Raw genomic sequence first — 19409 nt, forward strand, 5'->3', positions numbered from 1 at the left:
CACCATGACACGCAGTTTCATCCTCGTGCTGGATTCGCTCGGCGTCGGCGCCGCACCCGATGCAGCGGCCTTCGGCGACAGTGGTGCGAACACACTCGGAAGCATTGCCGGATGGCGCGCGGCCCAGGGCCAGCCCCTGCGCATTCCGCACCTGGAAAGTCTGGGCCTGGCGGCGGCGTCGCATGCGGCCAGCGGCACCTGGCCAGCCGCATGCGCGCAGCGCGATGGCTTCACCGGCGCATGGGCTGCGGCGGCGGAGCGCTCGCGTGGCAAGGACACGCCCAGCGGTCATTGGGAGATGAGCGGCGTGCCGGTCGATTTCGACTGGGGCCTGTTCCCGGCGCCGGACCCGTGCTTTCCGCCGGAACTGATCCGTGCCTGGACCGAAGCCTGCGGCCTGGACGGCATCCTCGGCGACTGCCATGCGTCCGGCACGGAGATCATCGCGCGCCTGGGCGATGAACACGTCGCCACCGGCCGGCCCATCGTCTACACCTCGGGCGACTCGGTGTTCCAGGTCGCCGCGCACGAAACGCACTTCGGCCTGGAGCGCCTCAACAAGATTTGCAAGGTCGCTTTCGAACTGCTGCAGCCGTACCGCATCGCCCGCGTGATCGCGCGCCCCTTCACCGGCGCCAATGGCGAATACAAGCGCACCGCCAACCGCAAGGACATCGCGGTGCCGCCACCCGGCGAGACCCTGCTCGACGTGGCCTCGCGCGCAGGCCGCGAGGTGATTGCGCTGGGCAAGATCGGCGACATCTTCGCGATGCGCGGGGTGACGCAACTGCACAAGGCGCCGGACAACATGGGCATGTTCGACCACCTGATGACGCAGGTCGACGCCGCCCCCGAAGGCGCGCTGGTCTTCGCCAACTTCGTCGATTTCGACCAGAACTACGGCCACCGCCGCGACCTGGCAGGCTACGCGCAGGCGCTGGAGGAGTTCGATGCGCGCCTGCCGGCCTTCATGGCGAGGTTGCGCCCCGGCGACCTCTGCGCCTTCACGGCGGACCACGGCTGCGATCCGACCTTTCCGGGCAGCGACCACACGCGCGAATACGTGCCGCAGCTCTTCGCCGGCCCCGGCGTGAAATCGCAATCGCTGGGCCTGCGCGAATCCTTCTGCGACCTCGGCCAGACGGTCGCCCACCACCTCGGTCTGCCGGCACTGGCGCACGGCACCCCGCTTTCCCTGAGCGCATGACCATGACTTCCCATTTCCGTCCGGGCGGCATGCCGCTCGACCTGTCGCTCGTCGAATCGGTGCGCGTCAACCAGCCCGCGGTACGGCGCCGCATCGATTCGCTGAACGCCCGTCGCTCGCAGAAGAAGGACTGGCAGGCGGCCTGGCTGGTGAAGGCCATCCAGTGCATGGACCTGACCACGCTGGCCGGCGACGACACGCCCGGCCGGGTCGCGCGCCTGTGCGCCAAGGCGCGCCAGCCGCTGCGCCGTGACCTGATGGCCGCGCTAGGACTGGACGCGTTGCAGACCGGCGCCGTCTGCGTCTATCACGAGATGATCGTGCCGGCCGTGCGCGGCTTGCAGGGCAGCGGCATTCCGGTCGCGGCGGTGTCCACCGCGTTCCCTGCGGGCCTGTCCAGCATGGAGACCAAGCTGCGCGAGATCGAACTCTCCGTGCAGGACGGCGCACAAGAGATCGACATCGTGATCAGCCGCCGCCACGTGCTCACGCAGGACTGGGCCGGCCTCTACGACGAGATGAAGGCATATCGCGCCGCCTGTGGCGAAGCCCACGTCAAGGCCATCCTCGCCACCGGCGACCTGCAGACGCTGGACAACGTCGCCAAGGCAAGCTGGGTCTGCATGATGGCCGGCGCCGACTTCATCAAGACCTCGACCGGCAAGGAAGGTGTCAATGCCACGCTCGACGTATCGCTGGTGATGGTGCGTGCCATCCGCGACTACCAGGCGCTCACCGGCGACAAGGTCGGCTACAAGCCCGCGGGCGGCATCGCCACCGCAAAGATGGCGTTGCAGTACCTCACGCTGATGAAGGAAGAGCTGGGCAACGACTGGCTCCAGCCCGACCTCTTCCGCTTCGGTGCCTCCAGCCTGCTGACCGACATCGAACGGCAACTCGAGCACCACGTCACCGGCAGCTATTCCGCGGCCCATCGCCACGCCATGCCCTGAGCGAGATCCCCATGTCCCACATCAACGAAATCCTCCAGACCATGGACTATGGCCCGTCGCCCGAATCGGCCGCCGCAGCGCAGCAGTGGCTGGACCGCCATCAACGCAGCTTCGGCCTTTACATCAACGGCGCCTGGACGCCCGCGGCCACACAGTTCGAGACGCGCAATCCGGCCACCGGCGACACGCTGGCGCAGGTGGCACAGGCCAGCGACGCCGACGTCGACGCAGCCGTTGCCGCGGCCACCGCGGCGCTCGGCCCATGGCAGAAGCTCGGCGGTCACCGCCGTGCGCGTTACCTCTACGCCCTGGCGCGCGCCCTGCAAAAGCACAGCCGCCTGTTCGCGGTGCTCGAATGCCTGGACAACGGCAAGCCCATCCGCGAGACGCGCGATGCCGATGTGCCGCTGGCCGTGCGGCATTTCTATCACCATGCGGGCTGGGCGCAGTTGCTGGACACCGAGCTGCCGCAGCATCGCGCGCTGGGCGTGGTCGGGCAGATCGTGCCGTGGAACTTCCCGCTGCTGATGCTGGCCTGGAAGATCGCGCCGGCGCTGGCCTGCGGCAACACGGTGGTGTTCAAGCCGGCCGAGTTCACGCCGCTGACGGCGCTGCTTTTCGCCGAGATCTGTACCGAGGTGGGCTTGCCGCCGGGTGTGGTCAACATCGTCACGGGCGATGGCAGCACCGGCCAGCGCATCGTGTCGCATCCGGTCATTGCCAAGATCGCCTTCACCGGTTCCACCGAAGTCGGCCGGCTGATCCGCGAGGCGACGGCCGGCAGCGGCAAGAAGCTGAGCCTGGAGTTGGGTGGCAAGTCGCCCTTCATCGTGTTCGCGGATGCGGACCTCGATGCCGCGGTGGAAGGCCTGGTCGACAGCATCTGGTTCAACCAGGGGCAGGTGTGCTGCGCCGGCTCGCGCCTGCTGGTGCATGAAGCCGTGGAACAACGCTTCCTCGACAAATTGCGCCGTCGCATGGAAAACATCCGCGTCGGCAGTCCGATGGACAAGTCCACCGATATGGGCGCGCTCATCGATGCGAGCCAGCAGCAGCGCATCGCGCGCTACGTGGCGCAGGCACGGGAGGAGGGCGCGACCGTGTGGCAACCCACCGGCGAACTGCCCGGCGCCGGCTGTTTCTACCCGCCGACGCTGATCACCGACGTGAGCACCAGCGCGACCGTGGTGCAGGAAGAAATCTTCGGCCCGGTGCTGGTGGCGATGAGCTTCCGCACGCCGGCTGAAGCCGTGGAGTTGGCGAACAACACGGTGTACGGCCTCGCGGCCTGCGTGTGGTCCGAATCGATCAGCCTGGCGCTGGACGTGGCGCCGCGGCTGAAGGCCGGCGTGGTGTGGATCAATACCGCGAACCAGTTCGATGCGGCCTGCGGCTTTGGCGGCTATCGCGAATCGGGATACGGTCGCGAAGGCGGTCGTGAAGGGCTGCTGGAGTACCTGGTCGCGTGCACCGAGGACGCACGGCCCGCCTCGCCGAAGAAGCTGGCAGCAACGCAAGGCACGACGGTCGATGCAAGCGCCATCGACCGCACGCCCAAGCTCTACATCGGCGGCGCGCAGGTGCGGCCGGACAGTGGCTACAGCGTGGAAGTCCGCCTGGGCGACCAGGTGCTGGGCCAGGTGCCGGAAGGCAACCGCAAGGACATCCGCAATGCGGTCGAAGCGGCACGCAAGGCGGTGGGCTGGGAGCGCAGCACCGGCCATGCCCGTGCGCAGGTGCTGTACTTCATCGCGGAGAACCTCGAGGCGCAGCGCGCGCGCTTCGTGGCGGCGCTGGCGCAAGTGCAGCCCGTCGTGGATGCGCAGCGCGAGTTCGACGCCAGCATCGAGACCTTGTTCCACTACGCCGCGTGGGCCGACAAGTTCGACGGTGCGGTCCACCAGCCTCCGATGCACGGCATCGTCGCCGCGCTGAACGAGGCCCTGGGCGTGATCGGGATCGTGTGCCCCGACGAGGCACCGCTGCTGGGCCTTGTCGCTTTGGCCGCACCGGCCATCGCCCTGGGCAATCGCGTGGTCCTGCTGCCGTCCACGACGCTGCCGACCATCGCCACCGACCTCTACCAGGTGCTGGACACCTCGGACCTGCCGGGCGGTGTGCTCAACATCGTCACCGGGCCCGTGGCGGCGCTGGCCAGCACGCTGGCCTCGCATGCGGACGTGGATGCCATCTGGCGCCACGACGGCGATGCGGCCGGTTGCGCCGAGGTCGAGTGCCTGTCCATTGCCAATCTCAAGCGGACCTGGGTCGGCGGCGGCAAGGGGCGCGTGTGGGCCGATCCGGCGCAAGGCCGCGGTCCGGAATTCCTGCGTCACGCGAGCCAGGTCAAGAACATCTGGGTGCCCTACGGAACTTGACCCGCATCACAAGAAAACGATTCGACAACAAAGGAGGAGAAGACAGTGAGATTCCGTATTCACGTTGCCATGAGCGCGATGGCGCTTGCATCCATGGCCAATATTTCATCGGCCCAGTCACTTGCGACAAGCGGCCCTGCTGGCGATTACCTCAGGTTTTCAGGACTGCTGGACCTCGGCATCGGCCAGGTGATCAACAAGTCGGCTGCGGGAATCAAGGGGACAGTCAACGAAGTGCACCAGGCTGGCAGCGGCGGCTCCGTGCTGGATTGGATGGGACGCGAAAACCTGGGCGGCGGCATGTATTCCGGCTTCTTCCTGGAGACATCGGTCCAGACCGACACGGGCGGCATTGGCAGCCCGCCGCCGGGCCCGTATTTCAACCGGACGTCGGCTGTCTACCTCGGCAACCAGTGGGGCGAACTGGCGCTGGGCCAGGTCCGTGCGCCCACCTATTCGAACCTCGTGTTCCACGATCCGATGTTCAACAACGGCTACAACGGGGGCATGAAGCTTGTCAGTGCACTGGGTACGAAGGTGAACTCGCTCTACCAGAACATCAATTCGATCAACTACTTTCTGCCGCCGGGCGCCGGCGGGGGCTTCTACGGGCATGTGCAAGGGACGCTTGGCGAAGGGCAACCCAACCAGAAATATTTTGGCTGGAACTTCGGCTACGCGAGCGGTCCGGTGGACGTCGGTGTGGCGCGGGGAACGACCCAGACCACGCCGGGCAATCCCAACTACGTGATGACCAACGTGGGCGGTTCCTACGATTTCGGCGTCCTCAAGCTCATCGGCTTCTACGTCAACTCGAAATACGGCGCCGCGTCCCAGAACGTCTATCTTGCGGGCATGACCTTCCCCATCGGAGTCAACCAGGTCAAGCTGACCTATTCCAGGGGTCTGTACTCCGGCGGCATCCTGGACGGTGCGCGAGCGAATGCCGCAGGCGTGCAGGTGATCCACTTCCTGTCGAAGCGGGTGGGCATCTACGGCAACCTTGCCCGTGTCAACAACTCCGGGGCGGCCGCGTTCCGGTTGCCGACGCCGCAGAACACGTCGTCAACGCTCGGGGGCTCCTCGACTGGGTTCGACGCCGGCTTTCGCCTCGCGTTCTAGAAGGGCTGCGGGAGTGCCTTCAAACAGGCGCTCTCAGAGCTTCGCCACGTCCCGCATGACCTCGATGAAGCGTGCGACGGCGGGGGACGGCGCCTGTTCGCGGACATGCAGGTAGAGATCCGCCGCCGGCAGTTCCTCCTCGACCGGCTTGAACACGACGCCCGGCCAGGAGATGCGGGCAAGTTCGCCCGCCAGCAACGCAAAGCCCAACCCGTTGGCCGCTAGTGCCAAGAGGGTCTGGGGTTCGCGCGCCACGTGGGCCACTTCGGGTGTGAGACCGAGGCCGCGCATCGCAGTCATGGAGTCAGCCGCAATGCTCGACATGGTCGTGTTCAACGACAGGTAGGGCAGGGACTTCAGCGCCAGCAGGCTGACCTTGCGTCGGCGCGCCTGCGGGTGGTCGGCCGGCAGCACCACCATCAGCTTGTCCTTGCTGATCAATATGCGTTCGAGGCCGGGAAAGGGCTGGCTGTCGCCGCGCCAGACGCCTACGTCGATGCGGTGGTCGTGCAGCGCTATTACCTGGTCGGCGGGGTTGGATTCGCGCAGCGACCACTGGACCTGCGGATAGCGCAGGTGGAACGCCTTGAGCATCTGCGGGAAGTCGCCCCACATGATCGAGCTGACGATCCCCACGCGCACTTCGCCCATCTCTCCCCGCCCGATCTGCATCACATGCTCGATGCCACGCGCCGCGCGCGCAAGCACCGAGCGCGCTTCCTCCAGCATCGCCTTGCCCGCTTCGGTGAGGAAGATGCCGTTGCGGTGGCGCTCGAACAACTGGACGTCCAGCGTCTGCTCGAGTTCCTTGATCGTCACGCTGAGCGGCGGTTGCGAGAGATGCAGGCGCTCGGCGGCGCCCGTGATGCTGCCAGCCTCGGCCACCGCCACGAAGTAGCGCAGATGGCGCAGGTCGATCCGGCTCGACAGTCGGTTTGCATCGGGTGATGACATATGTGAATCCTATGGCAACGGTACGAATTTGATATTTGATGGAGGCGTGACCACAGCACATCATCGAAGTCCCAAGCGGTCGAGCAAGCATCGCGCCACCCCTGCGGAATCCTACATTCCGTCGCATCGAGGCCCACTGATTCAACATGTCTGCGAACAATTCATCCAACCGGGCCTTGACCCTCCAATCGACCTATCAAGGCGTGTTCCCTGTCGCGCCGACGCCATTCACCGAGGCGGGTGCGCTGGACATCGCCAGCCAGAAACGCTGCATTGATTTCATGATCGACGCAGGCTCCGACGGAATCTGCATCCTGGCGAATTTCTCGGAGCAATTCCTGCTCTCCGACGACGAGCGCGAGTTGCTCACGCGCACTGTGCTCGAACACGTCGCGGGCCGCGTGCCGGTGATTGTCGCGACCAGCCACTTCAGCACCTCGGTCTGCATGGAGCGCAGCAGGCGAGCCCAGGCGATGGGCGCCGCGATGGTCCTGGTTGCGCCGCCCTACCACCGCGCGACATTCCGCGCGACCGAGCCCGACATCCTGAGTTTCTATGCGCGCCTTTCGGACGCACTGGACATCCCGATCATGGTCCAGGATGCAACGGCCAGTGGCGAAGTGCTTTCCGCTTCGTTCCTGATGGAGCTTGTGACGGCAATCGAAAGGGTCGCCTACGTCAAGATCGAGACGGCCGGCGCTGCATTGAAGTTGCGCGAACTCATGCGCCTTGGCGGCAAGGCGATCCAGGGGCCCTGGGTTGGCGAGGAAGCTGTGACGCTGGTGTCGGATTTCGAAGCAGGTGCAACGGGATCCATGACGGGCGCGGCCTATCCGGATGGGATGCGCGCGATTGTCGATGCCTGGCGGACGGGTGACCGCGAAAAGGCCGTGGCGCTGAGCCGCCTGTGGTTGCCGCTCCTGAGCTACGAGAATCGCCAGACCGGCCTGCTGGGAGCCAAGGCCCTGATGAAGGAAGGTGGCGTCATTGCCTGCGAGGCACCGCGCCATCCAACGCCCCTGATCGATCCGGAAAGTCGCAAGGGGCTCATCGAGACTGCAAGCAGGCTCGATCCGCTGGTGCTCCGTTGGGGCCGGTGAGGGCGCAGGGGGATGCGCCGGGCTCGCCAGCGCGCGATGCGGGTGGCGCCGTGCATCGGATGGCCACGCCCCTTCCACTAAGGGATTTCCAGCATACGTATCGCATAGGTCAGATCAATGAACTTGATATTTGATATATGCGATGGCGCCGCGCATCATTGAAACCAAGGTGGTAAGCATGGATCGTGCAACCCACCCAAGGCGTTCCGCATTCCAACTTGAGGCCATCTGATTCATCATGTCTGCTGCCATAACGTACAAGAAGGTGTCACGCCGATACGGCGATGTCATCGCATTGAGTGAGACCGATCTGAACATCGGTGCCGGGCAATTCGTCGCGCTCGTCGGCCCTTCGGGCTGCGGCAAGACGACATTGCTCAGGCTCACCGCGGATCTCGACCAGCCGAGCACCGGCCAGGTCGCGATCGGCGACATGCCACCGGCCGCCGCGCGCAAGCAACGTCGCCTGGGCCTGGTGTCCCAACGGCCCGCGGTGCTGCCCTGGAAGCGTGCGATCGACGATATCCGCTTCACGCAAATCGCCACGCAGAAATCCGGTATTGCCGCGGAGGACCTGCTGCGCGATTTCGGGCTGGCGCAGCACGAGAAGAAGCTGCCGCACCACCTCTCCGGCGGGATGCTGCAGCGGGTCAATTTCGCGAGCGCCATCGCGCATGACCCCGACGTTCTGCTGATGGACGAGCCTTTCTCCGCGCTCGACGAGATGAAGCGCGAGGAACTGGGCCTGTGGCTCGGCAAGGTGCTGGCGGAGCGGCCGAAGACGGTGCTGTTCGTGACGCACCATGTGGACGAGGCTGTGCTGCTCGCCGACCGCGTGCTCGTGTTCTCGGCCTCGCCCGGCCGCATCGTTGCCGACATTCCCGTCACCACCCCGCGCCCGCGCACGGCTGCCTTCCGCACGCACCCCGAGTTCGTCGAATTGACCAACCAAGTGCGCGGCCTGCTGTTCGGCAAGCAGGAGGCTCATGCATGAACGCCGTCCCCTCGTCCCAAGGCATTCGCACCGCAGTACGCAGCACGGAGGTCACCCCCATGAGCCAGGCAACCCACAACAACGAGGCACGCAAGCCCGGCATGCGCGCACTGGCGATCGCCGGCCGCGTGCTGTTCCCGCCGCTGTCGATCTTCGGCTTCTGGTATCTCGCGGTGGCCTTCCTGGGACTGCCCGACTTCGTGATCCCGCGCCCGGGCGCCGTGCTCGGCGTGCTGATCAACGAGAACCACTTCATCCTCGAGAACCTCTGGCCCACGCTGCAAGCCGCGGCGATGGGTTACGTGCTGGCCAACGTGGTCGGCATTGCACTGGCGGTGATCGTGACCTCGGTGCCCTTCCTCAACCAGTTGCTGATGCCGGCCGCGATCACGCTGCGCAATGTGCCCTACGTGGCCCTGGCAACGGTGCTGGCGCTGGCCATCGGCGACACGATGCTGTCGAAGGTGCTGATCCTGACGATCGCCGGCTTCTTCCCGGTCATGGTCAACACGGTGCGCGGCATCCAGTCGGTCGACTCGGTGGTGCTGGACCGCATGCGCATCCTCGACGTCAGCCCCTGGCGCGTGTTCTGGCAGGTGCGCCTTCCATACTCGCTGCCCTTCATCATGGCCGCGCAGGAAATCGTCGGCAGCGCCAGCATCTCGATCGCCATCGCGGCCGAATGGATGCTGTCGTCGAGCGGACTCGGCTACGTCATCAACCGCGCCATGTCGCAGTACCGCGGCGACGAGGTCTATGCGGTCGCGCTGCTGGCCGCACTCATTTCCTACATCGTCTACCTGCTCATCCAGTACGCGAGCCGCAAGCTCGACTGGCTCGGCAAGACACGTCCCACCAAGTAACCCGTTTCCGGAAAAGATAGCCATGTTCAAGATGCTCAAGAAATCCGTGCTGGCCCTCGCCATCGGCACGGCCGCGGCCCTCGGCCTCCATGCGGCGGCGCAGGCGCAGCCCAAGCTCGAGGAGGTCAAGGTGGCCTTGTTCTGGCTGCGCAATGGCGAGGTGTCCGCACTGATGGTGGCCGATGCCAAGGGCTACTTCGCGGAGCAGGGACTGAAGCTCACGCTCGTCGATGGCGGACCAGGCCGCAACCCGGTGCCCACCGTCGGTGCCGGCCAGGCCGACTTCGGCGTGGCGCCGGGCTCGGAGGTGGTTCGCGCCAGGCTGGCGCCAGCGCCGGTGGACGTTGTCGCGATCGGGTCGATGGAGCAGGTCATGCCGCTGGCCTACATCAAGCTGGGCAATCCCGGCGATCCCGATCCGACGCCGAAGGACCTGGAAGGCAAGACAGTCGGGATCCAGGCGCCGGGCAAGTTCTTCCTGGAGTCGATGCTCAAGCGCAACAACATCGACCCGGCGAAGGTGAAGACTTCGATCGTGCTGGGCACGCCCGAGCCCCTGATGGTCGGCAAGGTGGATTACTTCGCCGGCTTCCTCACCAACCAGACCTACCAGATCGAGCAGGAAGCCCTCAAACCGACCGCGCCGCCGGCCGTGAAGGGCAAGACCTGGAAGGCGATCCCGTTCTACAAGTACGGCTTGGCCATGCCGACCAACGTGGTCTTCGCCACCAACAAGACCCTGAAGGAGAGGCCCGAGACCGTCCGCAAGTTCATGCGCGCGCTGGCGATGGGCATGAAGTTCGACCACGAGCACACGGCGGAAGCCATCAAGCTGGTCGATGCCTATCCGGCCCAACTGGAACGCGTCGACAAGCTCGCTTGGCGCGCGAAGATCCAGCATCCGCTGGAAGTGAATGAAGGCACGAAGGCCAACGGCCTCTTGTGGACCGACCCCAAGGTGTGGACAGACATGATGGACTTCTACAAGGAAGCCGGTGAAATCAATCGCGTGGTCCCGGCATCGGAAGTGATGACCAATGCCTTCAACGCCGGCGTCAAGCTCGCGAACTGAAGGCGCCACGACCATGACGACAAAGAAGCCCGCAGCGGCGTCTGCGAACCCGGCTGCGCCCCAATCCGCCGCCAGGCCGCAGGATGATTTCCCCACCAGCGGCCACATCGGTCGCAGCCACCTCGAATCGAGCCCGTGGTTCGATCCCAAGCCCAAGCCATCCGCGGGCGCGCGGAACGTGATCTATGTGGTGCTCGACGATGTGGGCTATTCCGACCTGGGCTGCTTCGGCTCCGAGATCCGTACGCCGCACATGGACGCGCTGGCGCAGAAGGGTCTTCGCTTCTCCAACTTCCACACCACGACGCTGTGCTCGCCGACGCGGGCCTGCCTGTTGACCGGCCGCAACCATCATTCGGTGGGCATGCGCTACCTGTCGAACTTCGACATGGGCTGGCCCAGCGGGCGCGGCGCCATCTCGCACAAGGCCGCGACCATCGCGGAGATGCTGCGCGACGTGGGCTACGGCACCTTCGCGGTCGGCAAGTGGCACATCGCGCCGACCGACGAGGCCAGCGCCGCCGGCCCCTTCGGGCAATGGCCGCTGGGACGCGGCTTCGACCGCTTCTACGGCTTCATGAACGGCAGCACCGATCACTACCATCCGGAACTGATCGAGGACAACCACCCGGTGAAAGCGCCAGACAGCCCGGAAAACGGCTACCACCTGAGCGCCGACCTGGTCGACCAGGCGATCCGCATGCTGTCGAACCAGGTGTCCCTGCTGCCGGCCAAGCCTTTCTTCCTGAATCTTGCGCTGGGCGCGGGCCATTGGCCGCACCAGGCGCCTGCGGAATATCTGGCGCGATACGACGGCGTCTATGAACCGGGCTGGGATCGCATCCGCGAGCAGCGCCTCGCGAAGCAGAAAGCCATGGGCCTGGTGCCGGCGGCGACCGAACTGCCTCCCTCCAACCCGGGTGTGCAGCCTTGGGCTGATTTGAGCGACGACCAGCGCCGCGTCAGCGTGCGCTTGCAGCAAGCCTATGCGGGCTTCCTCGAGCACGCGGACGAGCAACTGGGCCGCCTGTTCGCCTTCCTCGACAAGACCGGCCTGCGCGACAACACGATGATCGTGCTGCTGTCCGACAACGGCGCCTCCACCGATTGCGGCCCTGAAGGCACGACCAACATCCTGCGCTGGTTCAACCAGATCCCGGACAGCACCGAGCGCAACCTCGCCGACCTCGACGACATCGGCGGCCCGCGCAGCGCCAGCAACTACCCCTGGGGTTGGGCACAGGTCAGCAACACGCCGACGCGCCTCTACAAGGGCTACACGCACGGCGGTGGCGTTCGCGATCCGCTCATCGTCTCGTGGCCCGGCCACATCGCGGACGAGGGTGCGATCCGTCACCAGTTCCATCACGTCACCGACGTGGTGCCGACGGTGCTCGAGCTCTGCTGCGTGAAGGCGCCCGAGGTCTACCGCGGCACACCGCAACTGCCGATCCACGGCACCAGCTTCGCTTACCTGTTCGGGAAGGGCGAAGGCGCGTCTCGCAAGGACGTGCAGTACTTCGAGATGTACGGCCATCGCGGCATCTGGCACAAGGGCTGGAAGGCCGTGACCTGCCATGCGCCGGGCCAATCCTTCGAACTGGAGGACTGGGAGCTCTATCACCTCGACGAGGACTTTGCGGAGACCCGCAACCTCGCGAAGGAACATCCGGCCAAGCTGCGCGAACTCATCGAGCGGTGGTGGGCCGAGGCCGGCAAGTACGACGTCATGCCGATGGACGACCGGCGCGACCTGCTGTTCCGCCCGCGCCCCAAGCCGGGCTCGATCCGCGCGCAGACGCGCTTCACTTTCTATCCGGGCATCGCGCCCATTCCGGCAGAGTCGGCACCGCTGACGCAGGACGTGTCGCATCGCATCGCGGCCGAGGTCGAGTTGCGCGAGGGCGACGAAGGCACGCTGGTTTCCTTCGGCAATTGCAATGGCGGCTATTCGATGTTCGTCAAAGGCGGGCAGCTTTTCTACGCCTACAACCGTTGCGGCGAGATGACCCGGCTGGCGTCGAGCGGCGCCTTGCCGCTGGGGCGCGTGACACTGGCCTTCGAGTTCCGCAAGACCGGCATCCTGAAAGGCGTGGGCACATTGCTTGCCAATGGCGAGCAGGTCGCGGAAGCCCGCTTCGACACGACGATGCGGCGCCTGTCGATCCTGCCGATGCACATCGGACGCAGCGGGTTGCCGGCTGTGGCGGATGAGGTGGCGGATGCGTTTCCGTTCAGCGGGCGCCTGGAGAAGATCACTTATGAGCTCGGTGGTGACCGGGACATCGTGCCGCCGGACGGCGACATCGATTGATTTCAGAGCAGTTCGATGCCCGGCAGCGTCTTGAAGCAGGTCTCGCGCGTGATGCGCACGAAGTCGTCCAGCCATGGCCGGCTTGATGTGGCCGCGCTGCATGCCATGTGCAGTTCCCCGGTCAACCCCTTTCGGCCCACCGGCCTTGCTGTCACATAGCCGCGCTCCAGGTAGCCCTGCACCGCCCACAAGGGCAGGGTGGCGATGCCACGTCCGCTGGCCACCAGTTGCAGCATCGCGACCGTGAGCTCGGTCGTGCGGCGATGCGCCGGCTCGACACCGGCCGGCGCCAGCACCTGCCGAACGATGTCGAGCATGTCGTCCGGCACCGGGTAGGTGATCAGCGTCTGGTCGGCGAAATGGCGAGCCGTGAGGTTCTCCTTCGCGGTGAGCGGATGGTCGTTGGCCAGCAGGGCCATGATCTCGAAGCGGAACAGCGCGTGGTAGTCGACGGCTTCGCCCGCGTCCTGCTCGGAGACGATCGCGACCTCCGCGCGGTCCTGCAACACCAGCGCGATCGGGTCCGGGTGGAAGCCCGAGACGATGTCCAGTTCGATCTCCGGCCAGCGGTTGCGGAACTCGTCCATCGCCGGCATGAGCCAGTCGAAGCAGGTGTGGCACTCGACCACGATACGCAGTTGCCCATCCGCGCCCTGCGCCAGTCGTGAGACATCACGCTCGGCCTCGTCGACTAGGGCCAGCGCGGCATCGGCCAGTTGCAAGATGCGCTGGCCCGCGCCGCTGAACTGCGGCGGCACCGACTTGCGCTCGAACAAGGCGATGCCGAAGTGCTCTTCCAGCAGCTTGACCTGATGGGACAGCGCCGACTGGGTCAGGTTGAGCATCTGCGCCGCGCGCACCAGGCTGCCGGTGTCACGCAGCGCGGCCAGCGTGCGAAGGTGGCGGATCTCGAGAATCGAGGAAGGCATCTTGAAATGCTTTCATGTTGTGACGCAATAAGTTTCGTTTGAATCATACGACGTGCCACGGGATGATCGGCGGATGACACGTACACACACCCTCGGCTTCCCTCGCATGGGCGCCCAGCGCGAGCTGAAATTCGCCCTTGAAAAGCACTGGCGCGGCGAGATCGACGCCGCTGAACTCGAAGCCATTGGCGCCGAGCTGCGCGAGCGGCACTGGCAGGCGCAGCGCGATGCCGGACTCGACTTCGTGACCGTCGGCGACTTCGCCTTCTACGACCACGTCGCCAACCACATCCAGCTGCTGGGCTGCGAGCCTTCTCGCTTCGACTTTCCCGGTGACGAGCCCGAGTTGTCGCGCTACTTCACGATGGCACGCGGCGTGGCCCATGAGGCCGGCCACGAAGGCTGCACGCATGGCAGCCACGACAGCTTCGCGCTGGAGATGACCAAGTGGTTCGACACCAACTATCACTACCTCGTGCCGGAGTTCGGCCCCAATACGCGCTTCAGCCTGGCCTCGGTGCGGCTGTTCAACGAGGTGGCGCAGGCGCAGAAGCTGGGCCACCCGGTCAAGGTGGTGCTGCTTGGGCCGCTGAGCTTCCTGTGGCTCGGCAAGGAAAAGCAGGCCGGCTTCGATCGCTTCGAACTGCTCGAGTCGCTGCTGACCGTCTATCAGCAGATCCTGGTCCGGCTGAAATGGCAGGGCGTCGAATGGGTGCAGATCGACGAGCCGATCCTCGGGCTCGACCTGCCCGAGGCCTGGCGCAATGCCTTCGAGCGCAGCTACTGGCAACTTGCCCGGAGCGCGCCCAAGCTGCTGCTGGCGACCTACTTCTCGCCGCTGTCGGAAAACGTGCGCCTGGCCTGCCAGCTTCCCGTGGCGGGCCTGCATGTGGACGCGGTGCGCGCGCCGGCCGAGCTCGTCGGCGTGGCCGACTGGCTGCCGGCGCACAAGGTGCTGTCGGTGGGCATCGTGGACGGCCGCAACATCTGGCGCACCGATGTGGATGCGGCGTTCGCGCGGCTGGTGCCCGTGGCTGCCAAGCACAAGGGCGAGCTGTGGATCGCGCCTTCCTGCTCGCTGCTGCATGTGCCGGTCAGCCTGGAGGGCGAGCATCGGCTCGATGCGGAGGTGAAGTCCTGGCTTGCCTTCGCGATCGAGAAGCTCGATGAACTGCGCGTGCTGCGCGCCGCCCTGGATGGCGAGGAAAGCGCGGTGGAAGCAGAGCTGATCGCCGCCCGTGCAGCAGTCGCCGCCCGCCGCAGCAGCCCGCGTGTGCACCGCGCCGATGTGGCCTTGCGCCTCGCGCGCAGCGTGGCCGGAGATGACCGCCGCGCCTCAGGCTTTGCTGAACGCCAGGCCGTGCAGCGTGTCCGCTTCGCGCTGCCGCCGCTGCCTACCACCACCATCGGCTCGTTCCCTCAGACGAGCGCCATCCGTGCCGCCCGCGCCGCCTTCAAGCGCGGTGAACTCGATGCCACTGCCTACCGCGAGAAGATGCAGGCCGAGATCACCTTGGCCGTGCGCAAGCAGGAAGACCTCGGCATCGACGTGCTGGTGCATGGCGAGGCCGAGCGCAACGACATGGTCGAGTACTTCGGCGAGCAGCTCGACGGTTTCGCCTTCACCGCCAACGGCTGGGTGCAGTCCTATGGTTCGCGCTGCGTGAAGCCGCCGATCATCTTTGGCGACGTGGCCCGTCCCGCGCCGATGACGGTCGAATGGACCGCCTACGCCCAGAGCCTGACGAGGCTGCCGATGAAGGGCATGCTCACCGGCCCGGTCACGATCCTGCAGTGGTCCTTCGTGCGCGACGACCAGCCGCGCAGCGTCACGACCGAGCAGATCGCCTGGGCCATCCGCGACGAAGTGGTCGACCTGGAAGAGGCCGGCATCGGCATCATCCAGATCGACGAGCCTGCGATCCGCGAGGGCCTGCCGCTGCGCCGCGCGGGCTGGAAGAGCTACCTGGAAGGCGCGACGCGCGCATTTCGCATCAGCGCCAGCGGCGTCTCGGACCGCACGCAGATTCACACCCACATGTGCTATTCGGAGTTCAACGACATCCTGCCGGAGATCGCCGCGATGGATGCCGACGTGATCACCATCGAGACCAGCCGCTCCGACATGGAGCTGCTGCGCGGCTTCGGCGACTTCAGGTATCCGAACGAGATCGGCCCCGGCGTCTACGACATCCACTCGCCGCGCGTGCCGACGACCGACGAGATGGTGCGTCTGATGCGCAAGGCCGCCGCCGTCGTGCCGCCTGCCAATCTCTGGATCAACCCGGACTGCGGACTCAAGACCCGCGGATGGCCGGAGACCGAGGCGGCGCTGGCGAACATGGTCGCTGCTGCCAAGTTGTTGCGCAGCGAACTCGCCGCAGCCTGATCAGCCTGCGCCCTTGTCCTTGCGCGCGGCGGCCGGGGTGGTGTCGGCCACCGCATAGGGCGTGAACCGGCTCTCGTTCTCGTTCACGTCCAGCGGCCGGCCGACGAAAGGGAAGGCCCGTTGCGGGCAGGCCGTGCGCTCGCAGACCTTGCAGCCCATGCCGATTGGCGTGGGCACCTCCGGGTCCTTCAGGTCCAATCCCTTGGCATAGACCAGGCGCGGCGCGTAGCGCACATCGCAACCCAGCCCGATCGAGAAGGTCTTGCTCGGCGAGCCGAAGCCGCGCTGCCCATGCGAAACGGTGCGCGCGATCCACAGGTAGGCCCGGCCGTCGGGCATGCGCGCGAGCTGGGGCAGGATGCGGCCCGGTTGCGCGAAGGCTTCGTACACGTTCCACAAGGGGCAGGTACCGCCCGTCTTGGAGAAGTGGAAGTGCGTTGCCGACTGGCGCTTGGAGATGTTGCCCGCCCGGTCCACCCGAATGAAGAAGAAGGGCACGCCGGGCGCATCGGGACGCTGCAGCGTGCTCAGGCGGTGGCAGACCGTCTCGAAGCCGACGCTGAAACGCCGCGCGAGTTGGTCGATGTCGTAACGCTGGGTCTCCGCCGCTTCGAGGAAGGCACCGTAAGGCAGCAGCAGTGCGCCCGCGAAATAGTTGGCCAGGCCGATGCGCGCCAGTCCGTGTGCGGCGGCATCGCCGAAGCCGGCGTCCTGCACGAGTGACTCGATGAGCGTCGATTGCTCGAGCAACGCGAGTTGCGTGGCGAGTTGAAAGGCCTGCTGCCCCGGCTCCAGCGCGGACGACAGCCGCAGCACGCGGCTCGCGGGGTCGTAGCGGCGCTGGCTCGGCTCGGCGCCTTCCTCCGCCGCAACCACGCGCACGCCGTGCTGCTTCATGAGCCGCTGCATCAGCCATTCGCCCAGTGGTCCGCCATGTGCGCGCGCCTCGCCGGCCAAGGCTTCCGCCGACACGTCCAGCGCGTCGAAGTAGTTCTGATGGGCAAAGAAGAAGTCGCGAACGACCTCGAAGGGCATTGGGCGCCCGCGCGCCAGGTCGCCACGCCCGTCGCCCAGTTCGCCCGCCATGGCTTCCAGGCGTTCCAGCGCCTCCTGGTGGCGGCGATGCAGCGCGATGAGGGCGCGTCCCACCGCGGGCATCTGCGAGGCGATCTCGGTAAGTTCGGGCAGCGCGATGACTTCGCCGCCGGGGTTGTCGGCCACGGCATCGCGCATGCCGGCGACCAGGCGCGCTTCCTCGTCGTCGGAGAACTGCTGCACGTCGACGCCGAGCGCGCGGCTGATCTTGAGCAGGACCGCGACGGTCAATGGACGCTGGTTCTGTTCGATCTGGTTCAGGTAGCTGGGCGACAGGTCGAGTGCATTCGCCAGCGCCACCTGGCTCATGCCGCGCTCGCTGCGCAGCTTGCGCAGGCGCACGCCCATGAAGGTCTTGCGCATCATTCGCTCCTGCACGGATTGTTCGCAAACTTCGCAAATTCGAGGCAGTTCATTTGCAATCATTCGCCATTTCAGTCCTTCATTATGGCGCTGCATTTGCGTAAATTGCGAAGCATGACGCAAGACACCCACGCCATCGAGATCACGGAGATCGTGTTCCCCGAGCACGCGAATCACTACGGGACGCTGTTCGGCGGCAACGCATTGCTGCTGATGTCCAAGGCCGCCTTCCTGGCGGCGCGCCAGTACGCGAAATCGGATGTCGTGATGGCACGTTGCGCCGACGCGCAGTTCGTGGCCCGCGTGCCGATCGGCAGCGTGCTGCGCCTGCGCGCCTTCGTGAGCCGCGTCGGACGCAGTTCGATGACCGTCTGCGTCACCGGCATCGCCGAGCGTCTCGGCGAAGAAGCCAAAGTCGCGCTCAAGGGCGTCTTCGAAATGGTGGCCGTCGATGCCCAAGGCAGGCCCGCCAGGATTCCCCACACCTACCTGCACAAAGAACTGGAGACTGCATGAACGCCCTCACTTCGCCCGCCGGCTTCAAGCCGAAGAAGTCCGTTGCCCTGTCGGGCGTGACCGCCGGCAACACCGCGCTGTGCACCGTCGGGCGCACCGGAAACGACCTGCACTACCGCGGCTACGACATCCTCGACATCGCGGAGGTCTGCGAGTTCGAGGAGGTCGCGCACCTGCTGGTGCACGGCAAGCTGCCGACTGCCGCTGAACTGCGCGCCTACAAGGACAGGCTCAAGGCCATGCGCGGCCTGCCTGCCAGCGTGAAGCAGGCGCTGGAGCAACTACCCGCCGGCGCGCACCCGATGGACGTGATGCGCACCGGCGTCTCCACGCTCGGCTGCGTGCTGCCCGAGAAGGACGATCACAACCTGCCCGGCGCGCGCGACATCGCCGACCGCCTGATGGCTTCGCTCGGCTCGATGTTGCTGTACTGGTACCACTGGTCCACGCAGGGCCGGCGCATCGAGGTGGAGACGGATGACGACTCGATCGGCGCGCACTTCCTGCACCTCTTGCACGGCCGGATGCCCTCGGCAAGCTGGGAGCGCGCGATGCACACCTCGCTCAACCTCTACGCCGAGCATGAGTTCAACGCCAGCACCTTCGCCGCCCGCGTGGTGGCCGGCACGGGCTCCGATGTCTACTCGGCCATCACCGGCGCCATTGGCGCGCTGCGCGGCCCCAAGCACGGCGGTGCGAACGAGGTCGCCTTCGAGATCCAGAAGCGCTACGACTCGCCGGATGAAGCCGAAGCCGACGTGCGCCGTCGCGTGGAGGCGAAGGAAGTCGTGATCGGCTTCGGCCACCCCGTCTATACGGTGAGCGACCCGCGCAACGTGGTCATCAAGGGCGTGGCCAGGTCGCTGTCGCAGGAAGCAGGCTCGACCAAGATGTTCGACATCGCCGAGCGGCTGGAGCGCGTGATGTGGGAGGCGAAGAAGATGTTCCCCAACCTCGACTGGTTCAGCGCGGTGAGTTATCACATGATGGGCGTGCCCACGGCCATGTTCACGCCGCTGTTCGTGATCGCGCGCACCTCCGGCTGGGCCGCGCACATCATCGAGCAGCGCATCGACAACAAGATCATCCGCCCGAGCGCAAACTACACCGGCCCGGAAGACCTCGCCTTCGTGGCGATCGGCGACCGCAAGTAATCTCCC

General features: G+C 66.1%; 15 protein-coding genes. 12 read left to right on the forward strand and 3 right to left on the reverse strand.

Annotated elements, in window-relative coordinates; all coding sequences use genetic code 11:
- Positions 1–4 precede the first annotated feature (4 nt).
- From WKW79_RS00225 to WKW79_RS00240, 4 genes are read left to right on the forward strand one after another with little or no spacing between them, the layout of a single operon-like run.
- Entirely contained in the window at positions 5–1207 is a 1203-nt protein-coding gene (locus WKW79_RS00225; protein ID WP_340333084.1) for a phosphopentomutase, read from the forward strand.
- Entirely contained in the window at positions 1204–2160 is a 957-nt protein-coding gene (gene deoC / locus WKW79_RS00230) for a deoxyribose-phosphate aldolase (RefSeq protein ID WP_340333085.1), read from the forward strand. Before WKW79_RS00225 ends, deoC begins: the two co-directional genes overlap by 4 nt.
- 11 nt (positions 2161–2171) lie before the next feature.
- Positions 2172–4538, forward strand: coding sequence for an aldehyde dehydrogenase family protein (locus tag WKW79_RS00235; RefSeq protein WP_340333086.1), 2367 nt, complete (start codon positions 2172–2174; stop codon positions 4536–4538).
- 45 nt (positions 4539–4583) lie between these two features.
- Complete coding sequence (locus tag WKW79_RS00240) at positions 4584–5660, forward strand: porin (protein ID WP_340333087.1); 1077 nt, start codon at positions 4584–4586, stop codon at positions 5658–5660.
- Between the two features lie 33 nt (positions 5661–5693).
- Here the strand turns inward: WKW79_RS00240 and WKW79_RS00245 are convergent, their stop codons facing one another.
- Positions 5694–6614 carry a LysR substrate-binding domain-containing protein gene (locus tag WKW79_RS00245; protein ID WP_340333088.1) on the reverse strand — a complete coding sequence of 307 codons (921 nt, stop codon included), beginning with the start codon at positions 6612–6614 and terminating at the stop codon, positions 5694–5696.
- 176 nt (positions 6615–6790) lie between these two features.
- Here WKW79_RS00245 and WKW79_RS00250 point away from each other — a divergent pair, with 176 nt between their 5' ends.
- From WKW79_RS00250 to WKW79_RS00270, 5 genes are all read left to right on the forward strand, one after another.
- Entirely contained in the window at positions 6791–7714 is a 924-nt protein-coding gene (locus WKW79_RS00250) for a dihydrodipicolinate synthase family protein (protein ID WP_422823777.1), read from the forward strand.
- Between the two features lie 238 nt (positions 7715–7952).
- The gene (locus WKW79_RS00255) at positions 7953–8708 is read left to right on the forward strand and encodes an ABC transporter ATP-binding protein (protein WP_340333090.1); all 756 of its coding nucleotides are present in this window, start codon (positions 7953–7955) and stop codon (positions 8706–8708) included.
- Positions 8705–9571 carry an ABC transporter permease gene (locus WKW79_RS00260; RefSeq protein WP_340333091.1) on the forward strand — a complete coding sequence of 289 codons (867 nt, stop codon included), beginning with the start codon at positions 8705–8707 and terminating at the stop codon, positions 9569–9571. Before WKW79_RS00255 ends, WKW79_RS00260 begins: the two co-directional genes overlap by 4 nt.
- 22 nt (positions 9572–9593) lie before the next feature.
- The gene (locus tag WKW79_RS00265; RefSeq protein WP_340333092.1) at positions 9594–10643 is read left to right on the forward strand and encodes an ABC transporter substrate-binding protein; all 1050 of its coding nucleotides are present in this window, start codon (positions 9594–9596) and stop codon (positions 10641–10643) included.
- A 13-nt stretch (positions 10644–10656) separates the two neighbouring features.
- Complete coding sequence (locus WKW79_RS00270) at positions 10657–12957, forward strand: arylsulfatase (protein ID WP_340333093.1); 2301 nt, start codon at positions 10657–10659, stop codon at positions 12955–12957.
- 2 nt (positions 12958–12959) lie between these two features.
- On the opposite strand, the gene WKW79_RS00275 is transcribed toward WKW79_RS00270, so the two are convergent.
- Positions 12960–13886 (reverse strand): LysR family transcriptional regulator, encoded by a 927-nt coding sequence (locus tag WKW79_RS00275; RefSeq protein ID WP_340333094.1) that lies wholly within the window; start codon positions 13884–13886, stop codon positions 12960–12962.
- Between the two features lie 73 nt (positions 13887–13959).
- Here WKW79_RS00275 and metE point away from each other — a divergent pair, with 73 nt between their 5' ends.
- Positions 13960–16275, forward strand: a complete 2316-nt coding sequence (gene metE, locus WKW79_RS00280) for a 5-methyltetrahydropteroyltriglutamate--homocysteine S-methyltransferase (RefSeq protein ID WP_340333095.1) — start codon at positions 13960–13962, stop codon at positions 16273–16275.
- Here the strand turns inward: metE and WKW79_RS00285 are convergent, their stop codons facing one another.
- Positions 16276–17733, reverse strand: a complete 1458-nt coding sequence (locus WKW79_RS00285; RefSeq protein ID WP_340333096.1) for a short-chain fatty acyl-CoA regulator family protein — start codon at positions 17731–17733, stop codon at positions 16276–16278.
- Between the two features lie 114 nt (positions 17734–17847).
- On the opposite strand from WKW79_RS00285, the gene WKW79_RS00290 reads away from it, so the two are divergent.
- A complete protein-coding gene (locus tag WKW79_RS00290) occupies positions 17848–18249 on the forward strand; it encodes an acyl-CoA thioesterase (RefSeq protein WP_340333097.1) in 402 nt (133 codons plus the stop codon).
- Positions 18246–19403 (forward strand): bifunctional 2-methylcitrate synthase/citrate synthase, encoded by a 1158-nt coding sequence (prpC, locus tag WKW79_RS00295; RefSeq protein ID WP_340333098.1) that lies wholly within the window; start codon positions 18246–18248, stop codon positions 19401–19403. Before WKW79_RS00290 ends, prpC begins: the two co-directional genes overlap by 4 nt.
- The last annotated feature ends 6 nt before the right edge of the window (positions 19404–19409 follow it).

Source organism: Variovorax robiniae (assembly GCF_037889955.1).
Lineage (GTDB): Bacteria > Pseudomonadota > Gammaproteobacteria > Burkholderiales > Burkholderiaceae_C > Variovorax > Variovorax robiniae.

What these genes read in the sequence shown, in the direction of transcription:
- WKW79_RS00225 (WP_340333084.1), top strand. Translation starts at nt 5, where the DNA reads ATGACACGCAGTTTCATCCTCGTGCTGGATTCGCTCGGCGTCGGCGCC.
- deoC (WP_340333085.1), top strand. Translation starts at nt 1,204, where the DNA reads ATGACCATGACTTCCCATTTCCGTCCGGGCGGCATGCCGCTCGACCTG.
- WKW79_RS00235 (WP_340333086.1), top strand. Translation starts at nt 2,172, where the DNA reads ATGTCCCACATCAACGAAATCCTCCAGACCATGGACTATGGCCCGTCG.
- WKW79_RS00245 (WP_340333088.1), bottom strand. Translation starts at nt 6,614, where the DNA reads ATGTCATCACCCGATGCAAACCGACTGTCGAGCCGGATCGACCTGCGC.
- WKW79_RS00255 (WP_340333090.1), top strand. Translation starts at nt 7,953, where the DNA reads ATGTCTGCTGCCATAACGTACAAGAAGGTGTCACGCCGATACGGCGAT.
- WKW79_RS00260 (WP_340333091.1), top strand. Translation starts at nt 8,705, where the DNA reads ATGAACGCCGTCCCCTCGTCCCAAGGCATTCGCACCGCAGTACGCAGC.
- WKW79_RS00265 (WP_340333092.1), top strand. Translation starts at nt 9,594, where the DNA reads ATGTTCAAGATGCTCAAGAAATCCGTGCTGGCCCTCGCCATCGGCACG.
- WKW79_RS00270 (WP_340333093.1), top strand. Translation starts at nt 10,657, where the DNA reads ATGACGACAAAGAAGCCCGCAGCGGCGTCTGCGAACCCGGCTGCGCCC.
- WKW79_RS00275 (WP_340333094.1), bottom strand. Translation starts at nt 13,886, where the DNA reads ATGCCTTCCTCGATTCTCGAGATCCGCCACCTTCGCACGCTGGCCGCG.
- metE (WP_340333095.1), top strand. Translation starts at nt 13,960, where the DNA reads ATGACACGTACACACACCCTCGGCTTCCCTCGCATGGGCGCCCAGCGC.
- WKW79_RS00285 (WP_340333096.1), bottom strand. Translation starts at nt 17,733, where the DNA reads ATGCGCAAGACCTTCATGGGCGTGCGCCTGCGCAAGCTGCGCAGCGAG.
- WKW79_RS00290 (WP_340333097.1), top strand. Translation starts at nt 17,848, where the DNA reads ATGACGCAAGACACCCACGCCATCGAGATCACGGAGATCGTGTTCCCC.
- prpC (WP_340333098.1), top strand. Translation starts at nt 18,246, where the DNA reads ATGAACGCCCTCACTTCGCCCGCCGGCTTCAAGCCGAAGAAGTCCGTT.